Genomic DNA, 18,270 nt, shown 5'->3' on the forward strand with positions numbered 1-18,270 from the left:
AATTGTTTGACTCATATCTTTTTAAATTATTTAAACAAAGGAAGGCATCACATTTGTCGCATGACTTGTCATTTGACAATTTCGGTCAAAAATTGAGAGCCTGCAGCTTTGAGGCAAAGCCTGGTATAAAGCAATTGCTTTTCGGTGTTTCCCCAATAGCCGTGTATGGCGGTAAGGTAATGGTAGATATTGCTCCAATAAAGATCTGTACCGTCGCCTACCAGCAGACGGAGCGCTTCCAATAAATTTGTGTAGGCCTTGTCGGTATTTCCTACAACATGCTCCCGCCAGCCTCGCTAAGATGCATATGTCCTTGCTATTTTATCTGTGGTACGGGATGCGTACCACTCAGCACTGCCTATGGCTTGAAAGGCAAACTTCAAACTATCCTTTTGTACATGCAGATAACTCAACCTCGATTGTACCAAAGCATCATAGCGTCCATCTTTTTCGCTTCCCGGATAGATGTCAAGGCTTAGTTCAAGTCGTTTTGGGTGGCCATTATTTTGGGATAATCGCGACATGGTTTTTATCCGATCTCCGTTGGTGGTACCTGGATCGTCAATAACCATGTTCTAGGAGTACATAAGCACGGACTACGCCTGTATTCCATGTGGGCAGAACAGGATAGTGACCAGTGCGAGGATACCTATAAACAACGATCTGTTCATCCATGAAAAGTATGAAAATGGGGGTGCTTTACCAATGAGATCAATTTTGTAGATGCTTTGTAGACGTTTTCCGTAGACATGTAGTCGCCGTACATGCCGTGAAAAATCGTTTCAGAAAGAAAGGTTTCCTAAATTTGCTTTTGAAACTTTTAATCAAAAAATCAATTAATTATGACTGCAAAAACCATTTCAATCGTGTCTTACGTCACTATCATTGGGTGGGTTATTGCCTATCTGCAATACAAAAGCAGCAAAAGAAAGAGTGCCCTCGCTTCTTATCATTTGGTACAGGGCTTGGGCGTGTTCATTTTTGCGTTGATTGGTTTTCTACCCTTGATATTGTTAATTTTCGGCAATATCGCAGCCAATAACGATGCTTTGACGCCGGCTCCACTGATCGGGGCATTTTTTGAGGGGAAGTTTAATTTTTAAGCCGAAAAAATAAATAATCTAAACAGATGAAATTAATACTCACTTTCAGCTTGCTACTTTTTGTGTACTCGACGAACGCACAGTTTGCCGTGGTAAGTAGTGACGATGGTTGTGCAGATGTGAGGATAGCACCGAACTCTATTGCAAAAATTTCTTCCCCATTGCAAAATAACATAGCGGTATTGATTGACGAAAATTATGCAGACGATAACCCGGGAACCGAATGGGTGCGTGTATATTTCGGCCAAGAACCCTATTGTTTTGACTGCACACCGGATATGACGCAGCATGCATCGGGATATATCCACAAATCTCAACTTAAAGTACTAGAGGCGTTGGAACCGGTAGCGGACACTATTTTTAATATTGTTTACACGTTAGAAACATTTGATCCCTCTGATAAGAATATGATCTATGACGAGGGGAGGGATGCTATCGAAAGCATCAATGGCCGTGCTTTTTTCGGAGCGGACTGCGGAACACCCAATACAGAAATTGTAAAAGCAGTGGCCTTCTTACAAGGCTCGAAAGACACCTATTTCTATATCTCGATGGATTTTCTTTGGAGTATTTTACACGCCGATAATCATTTCACTTATTACAAGAATGGCGACTCCTACTTTGCAGTGCAGCAAGTGGGCGAAGGGGCATGTGCTACGGACTTGGTGTGGGTATTCGAACCAAGAGGATTAAAACAACGTTTGATGGGAGGAAGACTTTGATGATGGCGAGAAAAGGACAATTAATTAACGGGTTTTTAAAATCAATGAAATTCAAGAAGATATTACTCGGGTTTGGTATCTTGATCCAGCTTGCCTTTTGCAAGATCTATATTAATTTTTCACGATATAGAACGTAAAAAATCCGATTACCATGAAACTACCGAAATCAAAAATATCGATCGAAATGCATTCCGATAGCGAACTGAACTTGTAACTGAAATACTTTCGTGCCGATAACAAAAAAAGGATCAACAATATTTAATAACCCTATACTATAAATCAAGTGATATGTTTTTTAGCATTAGACAAAATCAAATAGCCACCCATAAAACCGAAGGATTGGAAAATCCTAATAAAACTGGAAACGCGATGGAACTGGTTCTATTCCGCACTGAGGGAAGATCGTTTTTCCACACATCCCATACCAAGCAAGCCTTTGGCGAATATTGGGATGTTGTGCAGGGCAAGGAAATACCCAAAAGGCTTTGGACGACCGAAATGAAAGCCAATTGCACAACAAAAGTAAAGGAAGCTCCCAGCCCCCCGTTTTTCTTTAAAGTAACCATCGTTGGCTGGCTATTTCTGCTGCTTGCTTTTGGCATCATTGGATCTCTTGTTTATGAAGGAATACAAGCTCCGAAACAAGCGGAAAAATACCAACAGGAACTTACAGAAAAAGCCCGCATTTCTGAAGGGGATGTTTACTTTGGGAATTATAGGGTGTATAAAGAAAAAGGCAATGTTATTGGAAGCGAAGGTGGATTTGGCTGGTTTAAAGTGGTAAAGATTGAAGATAGCACCTATCACATTTCCAAAAGTGTGGAAACGAGTGATGTTGCCAAACCAAAAGAAGAGGTGAACAGCACCGATTTTGAACAGGAAACAAATGCGGTAAAAGCAAAAGAACTAGGAGCCCACCATAAATCGTTTGTTTCGGAAGATGGTCTTGTAGAATTTTCTTTTAGCGAAAAGAAAAACAAATAACGTTGACGAAACTGTTTAAAAGCATTGAGTGATAATCGTTCACTAAAAAACATCCCCTTTTACATCAACGAAGCGAATATGGTTCAATTGAAATATTTTATCACATTTTTAACATTGATCGCCGTTATGTCAGCACATAGCCAAGAGCTGTTTTCGACTTATGGCAACTGTACAGAATATACCCACGGTTTTATAAGTATCGAGGGCGAAAGCAAGGACATCGCACCCCTTTATTGCGACGCCATGAGTTTTTCAGAAGGCCTTGCCGCGGTAAAAAAAGGTGATAAATGGGGCTTTATCGAAGCGAACAACAACGTGGTCATTGGCTTTCAATACGATGGTGCCCGTAGCTTCAGTGATGGGCAATCCATTGTGCGGCAGGGCGATTTTTATGGCGTAATCAATAAGCGGGGCGAGTTTGTGATACCACCGCGGTATTATGATCTAATGTCTTACGAGTTGGAAGGTAAACAGTACTTTATTTCTCGCGACAGCACCTTTTTTCAGGGCATCATCGATCGGGAAGGCAAAGAAATCCTTCCACACCGATACACGTATATCATTACATTGGAACCTATTGTCACAACAGAACGGAAATTATATAAAAACATACCGTTTTACACAGCGTTTCAGAAGATCGATAGTAGCCAAGGCAGTTTTTACGAGCAATTTAAAGGGAATGCTTTTCAATTTTCTCCGGAAAAGGGCCGACACGATATCTACGACCTGCAGTTTAACAAGCTTGCATCCAAATTAGCAACCAATTATTCGGACGGCTTCCAACACCATCAACTCCAACGGATTGATACTTTTCTGGAAAAAAACGCGCATAAAAAGATGGAAGAAAAGACAATGGCCATTGACAGCTTACTTGCACTGCCCGAGCTGGATTCAATGTCTCAGGTTATCGACCCGTCCTACGTGGGTTCGGGAAGGATGACCAGTAATGAGATAAACAGTTACTTGGACAGCTTGGGGTACCGGGTATTTACCGAAAACGGAAAAACTGGGTTGAGAAAAGGAAACGAGATCCTTATTCCAGCACAACATACGGAATTAGAGCGAGTAAATGGCGTCATCCGATTCCCACAGTCAGAAGATATTGCTATTTTGGAAGAACACTACGGAGGGAGGTTTCGTAACAAAATCAAGGGCATTTTTGATGTGTTTATGGTGATCCCCCACGATGGCGAGCCTACCCAGGCCAGTCACCAATACAGCTTGAGTGGTGCTATAAAACTACCTGTCCGGATAGTCAACAAACAGAGCAAAAAGGTTATCAGCCGTATTACGCCCCTTGGGTTTCTGTACCTCCACACAAAAGCAAACGTGGCCGAAAAAGAAAGCAGGACATATAGTCTCGTCAATTGGAGAGGGCAGGAGTTGCTGCCTGGAGTCTATCAAAATATTGAAGTTTTAAAAACAGGGCATGTGCTGGTCACCCAAGAGAAGGAAGTGGGAAACGGTATGGAAGAGCATTTTGGATTATTTAACCGCAAAGGAAAAGAAATTATCCCAGCAGGGATGTATTCGGATATCAAACCCTTTGATAAAACCAGTGACAACCTGTATCTGGCTATTTGGAGCGAGCATTACCCAACAATCGCAGAAAAAAAGGAGACCCAATATGCGAATAAAACCTATGTGATTATAAAAGTTGATGGTAATTCGACCAAGGTTATCAACACTTTTTCTGCAAGTATGGTTTATCCATGGCACCTTGACCCCGAAACCGGCATGTTGCGTTATAAGAGAAATTTTGAAGATAAATAGATTGAATTAGGTTTCTTGTAGTGGTTCGAGTTTTGTACCAGAAACTTCACAAAGAAGCAACTTCATTGGTACCTCCGTTTTCTTAGATGCATTAAGGCATTCAACCACATCATAATGATTACGGATCGATTTGTAATTTAATGGTTCGATTTAATACTGGCCATTTAAGGAGACAATAGCTCGGTATCAAAGAACATATAATAGTCATATTTCAGACGCTCCATTTAGTTATGATTTCCTAGATTCTTTCTTAAAAACTCAGTATGACGCTGAACAAAGAACGGCAATAACGACCGTTCTATTTGCATTCTTGGCGATTGTTGTGGGGTGTTTAGGTCTTTTTGGATGGGCAAGTTTACCTACAGAAAAGAGAGCAACAGAAATAATTATTCGGAAAATTCTTGAAGCATCCATGAGTTCAATTAGTAGATTTGGACTTGCAAATAAAATCGGCAGTGTCAGTTGATCAATTTTTTTAAGATATTCTTTTCGGTTATTGAATTGCTCGATGAGAACTAAGTTTCCCTGATTTTGGGACGTTCAGTAAATTCTTTAAAAGTTACCCTGACAAATCACCGGTTGCTTATCGGAATCAGATGGTGCGAACTACCAAAAGCTAAAATGTTTTCCGGGCTCTAATTCCCAGTCGTTTGGGTCCAAAATTCAGATAATTTGGCATTTCAACACGATTGAATTATTGAATAATAAAATCTAAAAGTCAGATTTTCGAATAGTATTATTTATCTTTACAAAATGTTTAAAACTTCTCATTTAACAGTACTAGAAATTATAGTACTTATTTTTATATCTACGTTAGTCTGTACAGGTATAATCATCGCACGCATCGATATTAGTTTGTTCGAAGAGGTATATGTGGCGGAAGACGGTTTCGTTGAAAACTGGACGGTATTGGTCATGTTGGTGGCAGCTATGTATGCGCTATATAACTATGCCACTTTGAGAAAAGCAAAAACATTTCACTTTAAGCTTACAATGATTATGATTGCCTTATTTTCATTATTTATTGCTGGGGAAGAGATCAGCTGGGGGCAAAGGATCTTTGGGGTTGAAAGCTCAGAGTTTTTTAAAGCTAATAACGGGCAGGGCGAAACGAACTTGCACAACCTAATTGTTGGGGGAGTTAAAGTGAACAAGATCGTGTTTTCGCAGTTATTGATTTTGGTTACGAGTTTTTATTTAATTCTGCTCCCGATTCTGTATGAGAAGAACGGTAAAATCCGTGAGATTGTCGATCGGTTTGGATTACCAATTGCAAGATTGTACCAAGTGGTTGGATGTTTGGTTCTTTTCGCATCTATCCTTTTAATTCCATCAGGAAAGAATGCCGAGATATTAGAAGTAGGAATTACTACACTTTTCTTATTAATATTCTTATTTCCCAAGAATAAGCATGTGTTTCTCCGGGAAGACCGCTACTAACTACAATCAGATAACGGGCGTGAAAAATGCTTGCTAGCAATATCCTTACATTTATCTTAATAGTTATCTTTTTATAAAAGACGTTAACTTAAATTGAATATTGGTTCTATGGAAAAATGGTGCTTATTTTTAGAATTTGTTCAAAAACCATTGGTGGTCGGCAAAAAGATAGCGGATTACCAAAGAAAGGTAATTCGCTGGGCAGAGTTGTTATCAGTAGATCTACAAGACAATTTGTTTACAATGTCAATACATACCTACACATAAACGTGAAGTGGAATCTATCATCAGGTTCTGTAGGATAGAAGGGTCACTTAATAGTATCTTTCCATAAGGCTACACCAAGTCCTAAAAAGACTAAATCTTTCAAAATAAAAAAGTCCGTCACAAACACTCCATCTACCGTCTTCCATACTCCAGGAGTTGTAAATAAAAAACTAATTGTAAATCCAAAAATCAAGATCATTAACAATCCAGCCCATCTTAAGCTACTTTTTATTTTTATTCCTATCAATAGCATTAATCCCGTGATAATTTCTATTATCCCGATTATAATTGAAACGGTTCTAATGGACCATACGTTATAACTCCATCTCATCAAAGGATGAGCTTGAATAAGCGATTTAATTCCTTTGGCTTCTGTTAATGTAAACTTAAAAATACCAATCCATAGTAGAACAATTGCTGCACCTAGTATCATGATTAATAGTCCGGTACTTGGCATTTTTATGCTATTTGAATTTTCCATCGGTCTTTTATTTGTTAAAACAAAGGTATTTATAAGAATAGCTTGGTTAGTAGTCTATATTTCCCTAACATATGACGAAATTACCTTTAATCGAGTAAAATGGAATTGCTCGCGTTCTAATTTTTATTCTTATAGAAGATCTTATAAAGGAATCGGGAACATAGTAGGAGTAAGGGGCAAATTTCAAGGCGCAGGACGTTTTGATTCAGGCTCATTAAAACTTCCTGTAAAATTTATTTACTTTCTTAAGACAGATATATTTTGCAGAATTTCTTTTGTTTCTCTCCTATAGATTAACCTTCGATACGAGTAAGTATATTTCACTAGCCGTTATTGGTCTGTTTATCGTAATTCAATTGTTCGTATCAATTAGAATATGGAGAATACGGTTTACAAATATCGAAAACTCATTTAGTTGATCTCTTCGAGATATAACACCAAAACCTAGCATTAATGTTCAGTCGAAAATTCAGTTAGATTGTTGAGATCGCAGTTTTTGGGTTAGTTCCACATCGGGGTGCGATGCCGAGAAGCATATTATCCCGCGTAAGTTCAGATCTATAGGCATCATTTTTGATAGAAAAGAAACGGCAATTCAATACTTTCTTTGCTATATTACCGTTAAACTTAAAAAGCGAAAATATGATTGATCAAATTAAAGAAGTAATCCAGCAATTTACGACACAGGAAGTCGGGAGTAATGAACAAATACCCAACGATTTGGCGGGAAAGGTAGCGAGCGAAACAGGCTCTTCGTTCATAGATGGAATTAAATCAGCAGTCTCTGGTGGGAATTTAGGAGATCTGACGAACTTGTTCAGCAACACTGATGCCAATTCGTTGACATCGAATCCCGTAGTGAAAAACATTACGGAGTCGCTAGGCACTAAATTAAATTCAAACGTCGGCCTAGATGCTTCAGCCGCGGGTGGTTTTGCGAGTACAATTGTTCCAAAGGTTATCACCCTAATCTCTGAGAAAGTGAAAAGTGGTGATTTCAACATCAGTGAAATTTTTGCTTCGCTGACTGGTGGTGATGCTTCCGCTGCATTAGACCAAAACGGTGATGGAAAACTGGGCTTAGATGATGCTATGAGCGCACTTAAAGACGGAAAATTAGGAGATACACTTGGTAATTTATTTAAATAATAAATAATCTTTGTCTGATAAAATGTAGTAGGTACCAGTAGGCTACCTATGTATAATAAAAACGTCCCGATCGAATAGTATCGGGGCGTTTTTTGGTACATGGTGCACCGATTTTTGAGAATTAGGACAACAGATTAAAATGTCCTTTAATTTTCTAGTAAGATCTCTAATGGCGTTTCTGTTCTTCAATCTTTGTCAATGAAAACATATCAGTAAAGACGGATCAGCAGCGAAAGTAAACCAAGATCGGTATCTACATTGATCCGCACCCCATTGGGATAGATAACCTCAACATCCCCTTTTCTGCAAGCCTTATCGATCGTAACAAAGGCGTCGCTGAATGTGTCGTTTTCTTTACTGCGCGAAAACCAGTAATAAAACGTAGCCTCATTGATTCCATTTTCCTCGCCGTAGTGTTTCTTGCTCATACCGCTCTGCGGCCAGTCTGGTATCATCGCAAACAGCTGTGCTCTTTTTTCTTCTTTGCTCATCCAGCAAAGCTACCGACGCCATAAGATGATCCATAGACGTGGATCATAGGGCGGATACGTCGAAATTGGAATGGAACGTATCAAGAATAACCCTGATTTACAGCATTTGGGGCGGCAGGGGTAAACAACTTCTTATTACTATATTAGCATATCGAACTTGAATAAAAAGCAATGCGACAAAAATCAAATTCTATACCTGTAAATTCTATTGCCAATACGATCGGCACAGAAATTTTTATTGGAAGAATGACGAGTAAGAATTTTCATTCTTACGAACATTTTGAGGAATTTGAAAATATAAAACAATCACACAGGGACGAATATCATTTGTTCTTCTTGCAAGAAAAAGGAACAACTACAATTGAAATTGATTTTCATAAACACACCCTAAAACCGTCATCAGTTATTTTTATTCATCAAAATCAGGTGCATCGAACCTTGTCGTTTAAAAACGCAGTTGTAAGCATTTGGGCAATCAGCAATGAAAATCTAAATTCAGAATACCTGGATTTTTTGGAAGACATCACACCAGCAAAACCTTTATCATTAAAAGCAGAAGTGTGTTCTATTATATCCGAAGCGGTTTCTTTGAGCATAAAAATTTTTGAAAGAAAAAACGACAAACTATATCATGCGTTATTAAAAGGCAGTTGCAACACTTTGGTTGCTTTAGTTGCTTCACAATATTTAGTCCAACCAAAACCGATCGGCAACCTTTCACGCTTTGAAATTGTATCAAAAGGTTTCAGAGCCTTGTTGGAAGGGAATTTTACCACTGCGAAACGTCCAATAGAATACGCACAGCAATTAAACATTTCCGTTGCTTATTTGAACGAATGTGTCAAAAATACAACAGGGTATTCTGTTACGTATCACATACAACGGCGTATTATTTTAGAGGCAAAACGTTTGCTTTCTCATTCTAACAAATCGGTAAAAGAAATTGCAACCGAATTGGGTTATGATGATTACCCTTATTTTTCCCGATTGTTTACTAAAGTTGCGGAAATGCCGGCTTTGACCTTTCGGAACAAAAACCGTGAATAATCCAATACTTACCACTTTCCTGCCTTGTTTGATATTATTGTTCATTGTTCCTTTGCAGTGAGTTATAAAATAACAAACAATGATTTCAAGCATACCCAAATGGGTCAGTAATTTATTTGGAAATACTTTACGACCAAATGTGAAAATTGTAGAAATATCTTATTTGAGTCCACAAATAAAAAAGATACGTTTTCAAGGTGATATATCAAAATGGAGTTTTCAAATCGGTTTCGCAAGCGTAGTTCGTGTAAGTGAAACAGAGTTTAGAAATTATACAATTGCTTATCACGATAAGGAAAATGGAATTTTTGACATTGTTTTTCATATTCACGGCAGTGGAATTGGCAGCCAGCTTATCAATTCATTAAAAACAAATGACGAGCTGTTTATTAGTCCACCGAGAGGAAAAAAGTTTTACGAACCAAGCATAAAACAGCAGTTTATTGTTGGTGATGAAACTTCGTTAGGACTTGCTTGTTCGTTTCTATCTTTTTTGAGACAAGGCCAACATCAATTTCAATTCTATTTTGAATTGGACGAAGAAAACAGAAATGTTCCAGAATTATTAGGCTTGGAAAACTGTACCATATTTTTTAAAAACGGCTCTTTCAGAAATAAAGAATGGATAAGCAATTTACCGATTTTTCAGACATTGGATTTGGCTACCGCAAGTTTTGTTTTATCAGGAAATGTAAAATCTGTTCAAACGTTCAGACAGATTTTGAAAAACAAAACCGCAGGTAAAATATTCTCTCAAGGTTATTGGCTTGAGGGAAAAAAAGGATTATAAGATTAAATTTCAGTATCATGATTTATGTATTTAAAACATCCGTATTCACGGATAATGACGTTCAGTCATTAAAACCACATTTGGATAAACTTCCACAAACGCAATGGAACTTTGACCTTGGAGATTGCGACAAAATTTTACGCATAGATAGTCCGCAAGGAGTGTCAGCAGAATTAATAATTAAACTTTTACAGGATAAAGGTTTTGACTGCGAGAACCTGTTATTTTAAACAGGTTCTTTTCTCTAGAGACTTTTTCTCAATACTTCAAAACATCTGAATGGATAAATTTTGCATTGAAACACTAGTCTGAACGCAAGGCATCGACTGCAAAGACACTAAAGTCGATTCTCATTTCGAAAGTTAATTGGCTTAATAAGACTTTCAATGGTTAACACTTTATTTTACTTTTTCGACTGCTTGAAGGTCAATTTAAATATCTCTAGCTAGACAATGTTTATATTCAACGGCGTAATTTAAAAATACGCGTTTGAAATTATCCACTTATACACCTACCTCATATAGTGTCTCGCAGATCATTTAGCGTGCGTTAACTGCAATGGTTCTCAAGCTGCTGTTATTTCATCTTTTATGAATTATTTAGTAACTTTACAGTGCTATAAATGCAGACAATAATAACACAACCAACTTTACGAGGATTTCTCAGCATACTTAATTTTGTTTTAGAATGAAAAGCATTAGCCTTGATGTCGTGCAGGATAAAATACTTGCTATATTTAATAATATTCAACCGCTTGGCCAAGAACTGACTGACGAAATCCGGTTGCATGGTAAGCTTACTCGGTCCGAAAAAAAATGCGACCTATTACAATTCCATCAGATCAATAAATCTATACATTTCATCCTAAGTGGTTGTGTAAGAGTTTATTGTATCAATGATAAAGGAGAAGAGCATACCTCGTGGCTCTTAACCGAAGGTGATCTCGCAATATCGATATCTACATATACTTGGATAACCGGAACTAAAAATGCTGTAGGCTCTGCAGTAGGTGAGGAGGTTCCTGCAACAAGACGAAGCCATGCAAGTTACACTGTCACCGTGGATGAGCGTACTTTTCGTAATGTATGTAACACGTCCGCATGCAAAGGTGCCAGTCAATATGATCTAAATAATTATAATTGTATAGCTTGTGCAATTGATGTGTTTAATGCTGCATTGCCATCGACTAAACCTTTCAGTGTCGCAGATAGCCCGATTGGTTTTACTACACCTGCCGGTTTATATGGAAGATTGAACCAAATAAACAGTGCGGGTGTTTCTGGAGTATCAATGAATCAAGCGAATGCCCCAGTTAACAGCTCCCCATGTAACTAAAAAAATAACGATATGAAAATGAAAACAGTTATCATAACGGGATTAATTATACTTACGATTCCTAATTTACCAATTATCAACAAGTATATTGCCCATAAACTTGATGAAGGCCATTTCAAGTATGCGAACTTAGATGGATCATTCACAATGACGCAGAGTTTCTCTTTTAAAAGTCCCGGCTTTTCGACGTTTGGTTTTAAACACTTTATCAAAGAGACCACTCCAAGCGCTGAAAATCAGAAGTTATATCGGCTATACACCATTAATCCGCTTTGTTTTTGGCGATGGAATAATTATTTACGTCATGGGATACATTTTGATTATATGGAGTGGAGCATAATCGAAGAGAATAGAGGGCAAAAGGGAGTTAGTGAAGGCACCGGTTGGCAAAGTTTTTAAATCGTCATAGTGTTAGCTTGTAATAGGCGCCACCAGTAATTTTGGTTACATGGATAACAGTATAATTTGTATAAAGTTAAAGATTAAATATTTATTTAATAGATTGAATCTCGCTCCTCTTTTCTTTGTCTGCAGAATATTAAGACCATAAGTCCCAATGACATAAAGGACCTGTATCTGCCGAACGATAAGAAAATTAGTCCGCAATCAAATGTGTAGTTAGTAGGGCAGATATCTTTGGATAAACCGTTGTTGCAAGTAAGTCTATTAAAATATATTGGGAGTAAGTGTGTTGAGCACAATTATTTTTTAAATTACACCTTTCGCTGGTTACTTCATGATGCCGTGTGACAAAGAAAAATTACTTCTTTTGGGTGTAATAATTTACCTTCAATAGCCCTTGTATTTGGATTGGTTTCTTTCTTTTTTTCTATGCTGGTTACACGGTGCATTTATTATTTGCTTATTGCACCTTAACGATTGGATGCAACAATACAGTGAACACCTGAAAATTAGATTTACTTCGCTTGTTTTATATGTAATATATTGTTAATATTATATTAACCATTAATTTACAATACTTGTATTAATTTTGACGGTGTTGTTAAGACCAAGTTTGAGCGAAAGAGAATACTAACTTTAAGAAATAAAACAGATGTCGCAGTATCGGTCATATTCAGATGAAGCATTGGTTCATCTGGTTGCAGATGACGATCATGCAGCCTATATGGAGATTTATGATCGATATGCAGGTGTACTTTATGTCCATGCCCGGAAAAAATTGAATGATAGGGAAGAAGCAAAAGACCTGATTCAGGAGCTGTTTACCTCATTTTGGAAGAACCGTGCTAAATTGCAACTTCAAACCCAATTATCAATCTACTTATATACGGCTATACGTTACCGTATCATCAACTGCATCACGCATAAAAAGCTAGAATCTACCTACCTGGAATCACAAAAAGATATTTTCCATTTCGAGTCTGTACAGACGGATCATTTAGTGCGAGAAAAAGAACTTAAGCGATTGATTTCAAGTGAAGTGGATTGTTTGCCGAAAAAAATGCGCGAAATATTTCGTATGAGTCGCCAGCTGAATCTTACCCATAAGGAGATTGCCCAAGAGTTGGATATATCGGAAGCGACAGTAAAAAAGCAGGTAAACAATGCCTTGAAGGTGCTGCGTGTAAAATTACGGCCCTTATTTTCTTTTCTAGTGACTCTTTTTGTATAGAAAGAGACATCCCTAACATTTTTTTATTTTTTTTCTACGCCCTAAGCCGACTTGCCTTGACTATAGTAATGTAGACCGGGGCGAGATGTCCCAGATAATATGGAGAAAAGAGCATTAAAAGACTTATTAAAACGCTACCGAGAAAATAAATGCACGGAGGAGGAGCGTGCTTATATAGAAAGCTGGTACAACAAGGATATTAAAGATGAAATTACAATATCCGAACAGGAGATTGAGCACGATATACAGGCTATCCGGGAGCAATTGCCGGTTCCAGTCCGGCGGCCCGCCATTGCTTGGAGAGGCTATGCAGCAGCGGCGGCAGTAGCTATTATCTGCGGACTGTTTATTTATATTCGTAACGTGCCGGATGCTAAAAATTTATCCTCAAAATCGGTGGTAGTAACAGCCAGTGACGTGATGCCGGGAAGTAACAAGGCGACATTGACGTTGGCCGATGGTTCTGAAGTTCTTCTCGACGACCAGGCTGTAGGAACCATTGCTCAACAGGCTGAGCAAATGGTTTACAAAACAGAGGATGGGCAGATTGTATACCAGAGCGGTGAACAGCAAACCGATTTGTCAAAACCTTCATTCAATACCATCACAACGCCTAGGGGAGGACAATATCATGTTACTTTACCGGACGGGACCAAGGTCTGGATCAACGCGGCTTCTTCCTTACGGTATAATACAAGTAACGTGGCAGGCGAACGCTTGGTTGAATTGAAGGGAGAGGGGTATTTTGAAGTAGCTCCAGATGCCGATCGTCCGTTTAAGGTCATCACCGACAATCAGGTTGTGGAAGTGCTGGGTACGCATTTTAATATCAACAGCTACAACGATGAACCCTCGACAAAAACCACCCTCCTTGAAGGGTCGGTAAAAATCCTAGAGAAAAAGACGAAAAGGACGGCTGTTCTTAAACCCGGGCAACAAGCTTCCTTGGGTAAGAATAACAAACTCATGGTGAAAAACGTTGCAGCGGGTGACGCTGTGGCATGGAAAGATGGTTTGTTCCGTTTCAATCATTCCGATATTGAGATCGTCATGCGCCAAATGTCCAGATGGTATGATGTTGAGGTTGAATTTGAAGGGGAGGAGCCCGCTATTAAGTTATGGGGGGAGGTATACCGGAACGTCAATGCTTCGCAAGCATTGGAAATATTAACCTATTTTAACTTGAAGTATCGAATAGAAACTAAGGATGGTGTGAAGAAAATCATCATCCATTCATAAATATGCATTTTACAACCCTAAATCTTAAACAATGGAAGAAACAATATAAAAAGGGAATAACAAAAAAAACACCTTCTGACGGCTATCAGAAGGCGTAAAAATTGAGTTAAACCTTAAAACTCGTTATTACAGATACATTAATTATTAACCCAAAGAATACAAATTTAATGAAAATTAACTTGTGTGCAACTGGCCGGATTTTAAAACGGCCGTCTCCACGAATATTATCCTTTTTTTCTCAAATAAAAAAAGATAATAATTTGATTGCCAGCGATATTTTTTTTGTGCGGTCCAATCTTATGATCGGTGTTTTAGTGCTCGCTTTTGTACTGCTTAGTGCAAGCAGCTTTGCACAAAAAGTGACTATCGATGTGAAAGATGAAACCATGGAAGCAATCTTTCAAGCGATTAAAAAGCAAACGAACTATGTGTTTGTATACGATAGCGAGACTTTGAAAGATCGCAGAATAAACTTAAAAGTTGAAAATGCTTCGGTTGAAGAAACCCTAACGAAATGTTTTGTTGGCCTGCCCTTTTCCTATAAGATCGTTGCCAATAATATTCTCATCCGCGAGGTGGAGGAGGATCTCAAAGAACCCCTAACGATACAGGAACGAGAATTAACCGGGACTCTCCACAATAGGCAGGGTGAGCCAATAGCAGGTGCAACGGTCAAATTAAAAAACACCAATTTGGTGGCCGTTACCGACCCCGAAGGTTTCTACCGGCTGAGGATCACCCAAGCGGGACCAGTCGTCTTGCTGTTTTCCAGTATAGGATATGAAAACGTTGAATCGGTCGTTAGCGCTGATAGCCAGATGCTAAACGTTACCTTAACCGAGCACGTTAGTGATCTGGATGAGGTTGTCGTTGTCGGATATGGAACACAGAAAAAGGTAAACCTTACCGGCGCTGTTAGCCAGATTTCTGGTGAAGACTTTGAGCAGCGCCCGGTAACGCAGCTTAGCCAGGCGCTTCAGGGAGCTGTCCCTAACCTCAACGTGACCTTTGGATCGGGAAGACCAGGTACTAGCGGTAGCCTAAACGTTCGGGGGACAACGTCCATAAATGGGGGAGGACCGCTGGTGCTTATCGATGGTATCCTAGGTACGTTGGACCGCGTCAATGTGAACGATGTAGAATCGGTAACGGTGCTGAAAGACGCTTCGGCGACAGCTGTGTACGGAGCCCGCGGAGCGTTTGGTGTCATATTGGTAACTACCAAAAGTGCCAAAGATGGCAAGACCAATGTAGCGTATACAACCAATATGGGCGTTACCACCCATGCGACAAATACCGATTATATTACTTCTGGTTATTGGAATGCGAAGATCAGTGACGATGCGATGTACAACGCATTGGGATATGGTACGACCCGCTATAGCGAGGAAGATTACAAAGAACTTTGGGACCGGGTCGACGATAAGACGGAACATCCGGATCGACCTTGGGTGGTGATTAAACAAAATGCCAGTGGACAGGACATGTACCGTTATTATGCAAATTTCGACTGGTTTAATTACCTCTACGATGATAGCCGTCCCAAACAGGATCATAACCTGACCATCTCTGGAGGCGATCAGAAAACGCAGTATTCACTGACAGCTGCCACGTCGAAAGAACAAGGTATTTTCAATATTAATCCCGATCATTACAAACGACATAACCTAAGAGCCAAGATAAAGAATTCGGTAACCGATTGGTTAAGTATAAGCAACAATACGCACTTCTTTAAATCGGCTTATAACTGGCATGGCCTATCCACTAATTTCAACGAAGTGGAAAATGGTGTCAGTAACGATCCGACGTACCAATATCATCCGGCTTATGTGCCCCGGAACCCCGACGGCACCCTCACCGGATACACCCAGATCAATAGCTACCCTATCGGTTATGGCATGCACAATGCGCTGGAAAGCGGTACGATGAAAGGGTATTCCAATGGAACCGAACTAACCAATACCACGGAGGCCATATTCAAACTGACCGAAGGGTTGACAGTAACAGCTAATTATTCCTACCGGGAATACCGCTCCGATTATTCTTACCGCCAAACGCCGCAATATTATTCGGTTTATCCCGGAACGCTCGAAAGAAGTAACCTTGCGGCCCTTAGCGCGGACCGGCTCGATGAACATATGACCAAGACGCACTGGAACTTTATCAATGTGTTTGGAAATTACAACAAATCCTTTGGCGAGCATAATGTTAGCGCGATGTTGGGTTTCAACCAGGAAGACCGAGCATACAAACGTATTGGCGGTATAGGCGATAACCTACTGTCCGAATCGCTGAACGATCTGGGGCTAGTTGTGGGGAACCGCCAGTTTAAAGGGGGTGCTGATGAATGGGCCGTTCGCGGTGGCTTCTACCGCTTAAATTACAACTACCAAGGCAAATACCTTTTCGAGGCCAGCGGTAGGTACGATGGTACTTCGCGTTTTCCAAAACATAGCAGGTTTGGATTTTTTCCATCCTTCTCTGCCGGTTGGCGTATTAGTGAAGAAGCCTTTTTTAGTACTCTTAAACCGACTATCAACGAATTTAAAATCAGAGCTTCTTATGGTTCTCTAGGAAACCAGGAAGTAGACACCTATGCTTATATATCCGCTATGGGGACCGGGCAGATTGGTTATGCAGTAGACGGGCAGCGGCTCACAGTAACCCGACCTCCTGCGCCAGTGGCTAACACATTAACATGGGAGAGTGTAATGACCAAGAACTTGGGATTTGATCTAGCGATGTTTAGAAACCGCTTAACTGTAGAGGCTGATGTATACATCCGTGATACGCGTAAGATGCTCGGGCCGGGTATGCAGCTGCCAGGGGTATTTGGAGCTGGAGAACCAAAGGTAAACGCTGCCGACCTGCGTACCAAAGGTTTCGACCTCTCCGTCGGTTGGAGCGATAGGTTTGATCTCGCAGGGAAGCCCTTTTCTTTTAATATTCTTGGTATTCTCTCTGACTATACTGCTCGCGTCACCAAGTTTGACAACCCTTCAGGGAGTCTAGGTTCGCACTACGAGGGTAAACGTTGGGGCGAAATTTGGGGTTATTCTTATGGCGGACTTTTTAAAACTAACGAAGAGGCGCAAGCCTGGGCATCCATTGTGAACCAAGATCAAATCAATAAGCGACGCGTGCAGGCGCCTACAGAGGAGCTCCGCATGCTACAGGCTGGTGACATCCGGATTCTGGATATTAATGGGGACGGGATAATTAATACCGGTTCCAACACTTTGGACGATCCAGGTGATCGGCGAATTATTGGCAACAGCTTGCCGCGGTACTCCTACGGACTTACGCTAGGCGGGCAATGGAGTGGCATTGATCTCACCGTATTTTTGCAGGGTATTGGTCGCAGAAACTGGTATCCAGATCCAAATAGCCAGGCATTCTGGTCGGTTTACTCTCGTCCGTATGCTTCGTTTATACCGACGGATTTTCCAAGCAAGGTGTGGTCTGCGGAAAACCCGGACGCATACTTTCCTTTCCTGCGCGGTTATACGGCTCAGAACGCTGAACTATCGGTGGCCAATGATATGTATCTGCAAGATCTGGCGTACCTAAAACTGAGAAACCTGACCATCGGCTACACTCTGCCGACACGCTTGACTGATCGGGTCAAGATGAGCAAAGTACGCTTTTACATAGGTGGAGAGAATCTACATACCTGGAGTAAGCTAGATACCGATTATTTAGATCCCGAAGCGGTCATGACTGACCCAACAGGTAGAAGCTACCCGATGGGCAGGACTTATTCCATCGGTGCACAAATCACTTTTTAATCAATACGGCATTTAAGATTAGTATATT

The 18,270-nt window shown here is 40.0% G+C and carries 18 protein-coding genes; 15 read left to right on the forward strand and 3 right to left on the reverse strand.

Translation table 11 applies throughout. The annotated features are described in order from the left end of the window. Positions 1 to 245 (forward strand): hypothetical protein (locus FM107_RS19765; protein WP_218779004.1); only part of this gene is annotated, 245 nt, incomplete at its 5' end. A gap of 51 nt (positions 246 to 296) precedes the next feature. Here the strand turns inward: FM107_RS19765 and FM107_RS14040 are convergent. Further along, positions 297 to 572 carry a hypothetical protein gene (locus FM107_RS14040; RefSeq protein WP_086949114.1) on the reverse strand — a complete coding sequence of 92 codons (276 nt, stop codon included), beginning with the start codon at positions 570 to 572 and terminating at the stop codon, positions 297 to 299. A gap of 270 nt (positions 573 to 842) precedes the next feature. Here FM107_RS14040 and FM107_RS14045 point away from each other — a divergent pair, with 270 nt between their 5' ends. The 5 genes from FM107_RS14045 (at position 843) to FM107_RS14065 (ending at position 6,022) form a co-directional block, all read left to right on the forward strand. Further along, positions 843 to 1,103: a hypothetical protein gene (locus tag FM107_RS14045; protein ID WP_086949115.1), complete on the forward strand. Its 261-nt coding sequence runs from the start codon at positions 843 to 845 to the stop codon at positions 1,101 to 1,103. A gap of 26 nt (positions 1,104 to 1,129) precedes the next feature. Beyond that, the gene (locus FM107_RS14050; RefSeq protein ID WP_086949116.1) at positions 1,130 to 1,825 is read left to right on the forward strand and encodes a hypothetical protein; all 696 of its coding nucleotides are present in this window, start codon (positions 1,130 to 1,132) and stop codon (positions 1,823 to 1,825) included. Between the two features lie 339 nt (positions 1,826 to 2,164). Further along, positions 2,165 to 2,809 (forward strand): hypothetical protein, encoded by a 645-nt coding sequence (locus FM107_RS14055; RefSeq protein ID WP_143559497.1) that lies wholly within the window; start codon positions 2,165 to 2,167, stop codon positions 2,807 to 2,809. A 126-nt stretch (positions 2,810 to 2,935) separates the two neighbouring features. Next, positions 2,936 to 4,582, forward strand: coding sequence for a WG repeat-containing protein (locus FM107_RS14060; RefSeq protein WP_218779005.1), 1,647 nt, complete (start codon positions 2,936 to 2,938; stop codon positions 4,580 to 4,582). Positions 4,583 to 5,335: 753 nt separating this feature from the next. Beyond that, complete coding sequence (locus FM107_RS14065) at positions 5,336 to 6,022, forward strand: hypothetical protein (RefSeq protein ID WP_086949119.1); 687 nt, start codon at positions 5,336 to 5,338, stop codon at positions 6,020 to 6,022. A gap of 310 nt (positions 6,023 to 6,332) precedes the next feature. Here the strand turns inward: FM107_RS14065 and FM107_RS14070 are convergent, their stop codons facing one another. Next, complete coding sequence (locus FM107_RS14070) at positions 6,333 to 6,770, reverse strand: DUF417 family protein (protein WP_086949120.1); 438 nt, start codon at positions 6,768 to 6,770, stop codon at positions 6,333 to 6,335. A 642-nt stretch (positions 6,771 to 7,412) separates the two neighbouring features. Between FM107_RS14070 and FM107_RS14075 the strand changes: the two genes are divergently transcribed. Next, positions 7,413 to 7,919 (forward strand): hypothetical protein, encoded by a 507-nt coding sequence (locus FM107_RS14075; protein ID WP_086949121.1) that lies wholly within the window; start codon positions 7,413 to 7,415, stop codon positions 7,917 to 7,919. A gap of 209 nt (positions 7,920 to 8,128) precedes the next feature. Here the strand turns inward: FM107_RS14075 and FM107_RS14080 are convergent, their stop codons facing one another. After that, entirely contained in the window at positions 8,129 to 8,410 is a 282-nt protein-coding gene (locus FM107_RS14080) for an IS66 family insertion sequence element accessory protein TnpB (RefSeq protein ID WP_256959548.1), read from the reverse strand. A 171-nt stretch (positions 8,411 to 8,581) separates the two neighbouring features. Here FM107_RS14080 and FM107_RS14085 point away from each other — a divergent pair, with 171 nt between their 5' ends. The 8 genes from FM107_RS14085 (at position 8,582) to FM107_RS14120 (ending at position 18,242) form a co-directional block, all read left to right on the forward strand. Beyond that, a complete protein-coding gene (locus FM107_RS14085) occupies positions 8,582 to 9,457 on the forward strand; it encodes an AraC family transcriptional regulator (protein WP_086949122.1) in 876 nt (291 codons plus the stop codon). A 79-nt stretch (positions 9,458 to 9,536) separates the two neighbouring features. Next, positions 9,537 to 10,247 carry an FAD-binding oxidoreductase gene (locus FM107_RS14090; RefSeq protein ID WP_256959549.1) on the forward strand — a complete coding sequence of 237 codons (711 nt, stop codon included), beginning with the start codon at positions 9,537 to 9,539 and terminating at the stop codon, positions 10,245 to 10,247. A 17-nt stretch (positions 10,248 to 10,264) separates the two neighbouring features. Beyond that, on the forward strand, positions 10,265 to 10,477 hold the full coding sequence (locus tag FM107_RS14095; protein ID WP_086949123.1) for a hypothetical protein: 213 nt from the start codon (positions 10,265 to 10,267) through the stop codon (positions 10,475 to 10,477). A 457-nt stretch (positions 10,478 to 10,934) separates the two neighbouring features. Next, positions 10,935 to 11,582 (forward strand): cyclic nucleotide-binding domain-containing protein, encoded by a 648-nt coding sequence (locus FM107_RS14100; RefSeq protein ID WP_086949124.1) that lies wholly within the window; start codon positions 10,935 to 10,937, stop codon positions 11,580 to 11,582. Between the two features lie 12 nt (positions 11,583 to 11,594). Continuing rightward, entirely contained in the window at positions 11,595 to 11,981 is a 387-nt protein-coding gene (locus tag FM107_RS14105; RefSeq protein ID WP_086949125.1) for a hypothetical protein, read from the forward strand. A gap of 655 nt (positions 11,982 to 12,636) precedes the next feature. Next, positions 12,637 to 13,215: an RNA polymerase sigma factor gene (locus tag FM107_RS14110; protein ID WP_086949126.1), complete on the forward strand. Its 579-nt coding sequence runs from the start codon at positions 12,637 to 12,639 to the stop codon at positions 13,213 to 13,215. A 99-nt stretch (positions 13,216 to 13,314) separates the two neighbouring features. Beyond that, a complete protein-coding gene (locus tag FM107_RS14115; RefSeq protein ID WP_086949127.1) occupies positions 13,315 to 14,454 on the forward strand; it encodes a FecR family protein in 1,140 nt (379 codons plus the stop codon). Between the two features lie 299 nt (positions 14,455 to 14,753). After that, complete coding sequence (locus tag FM107_RS14120; RefSeq protein ID WP_179204496.1) at positions 14,754 to 18,242, forward strand: SusC/RagA family TonB-linked outer membrane protein; 3,489 nt, start codon at positions 14,754 to 14,756, stop codon at positions 18,240 to 18,242. Positions 18,243 to 18,270 lie beyond the last annotated feature (28 nt).

Origin of the sequence: Sphingobacterium sp. JB170 (genome assembly GCF_900163865.1) — a bacterium.
In the GTDB taxonomy this organism is placed as follows: domain Bacteria; phylum Bacteroidota; class Bacteroidia; order Sphingobacteriales; family Sphingobacteriaceae; genus Sphingobacterium.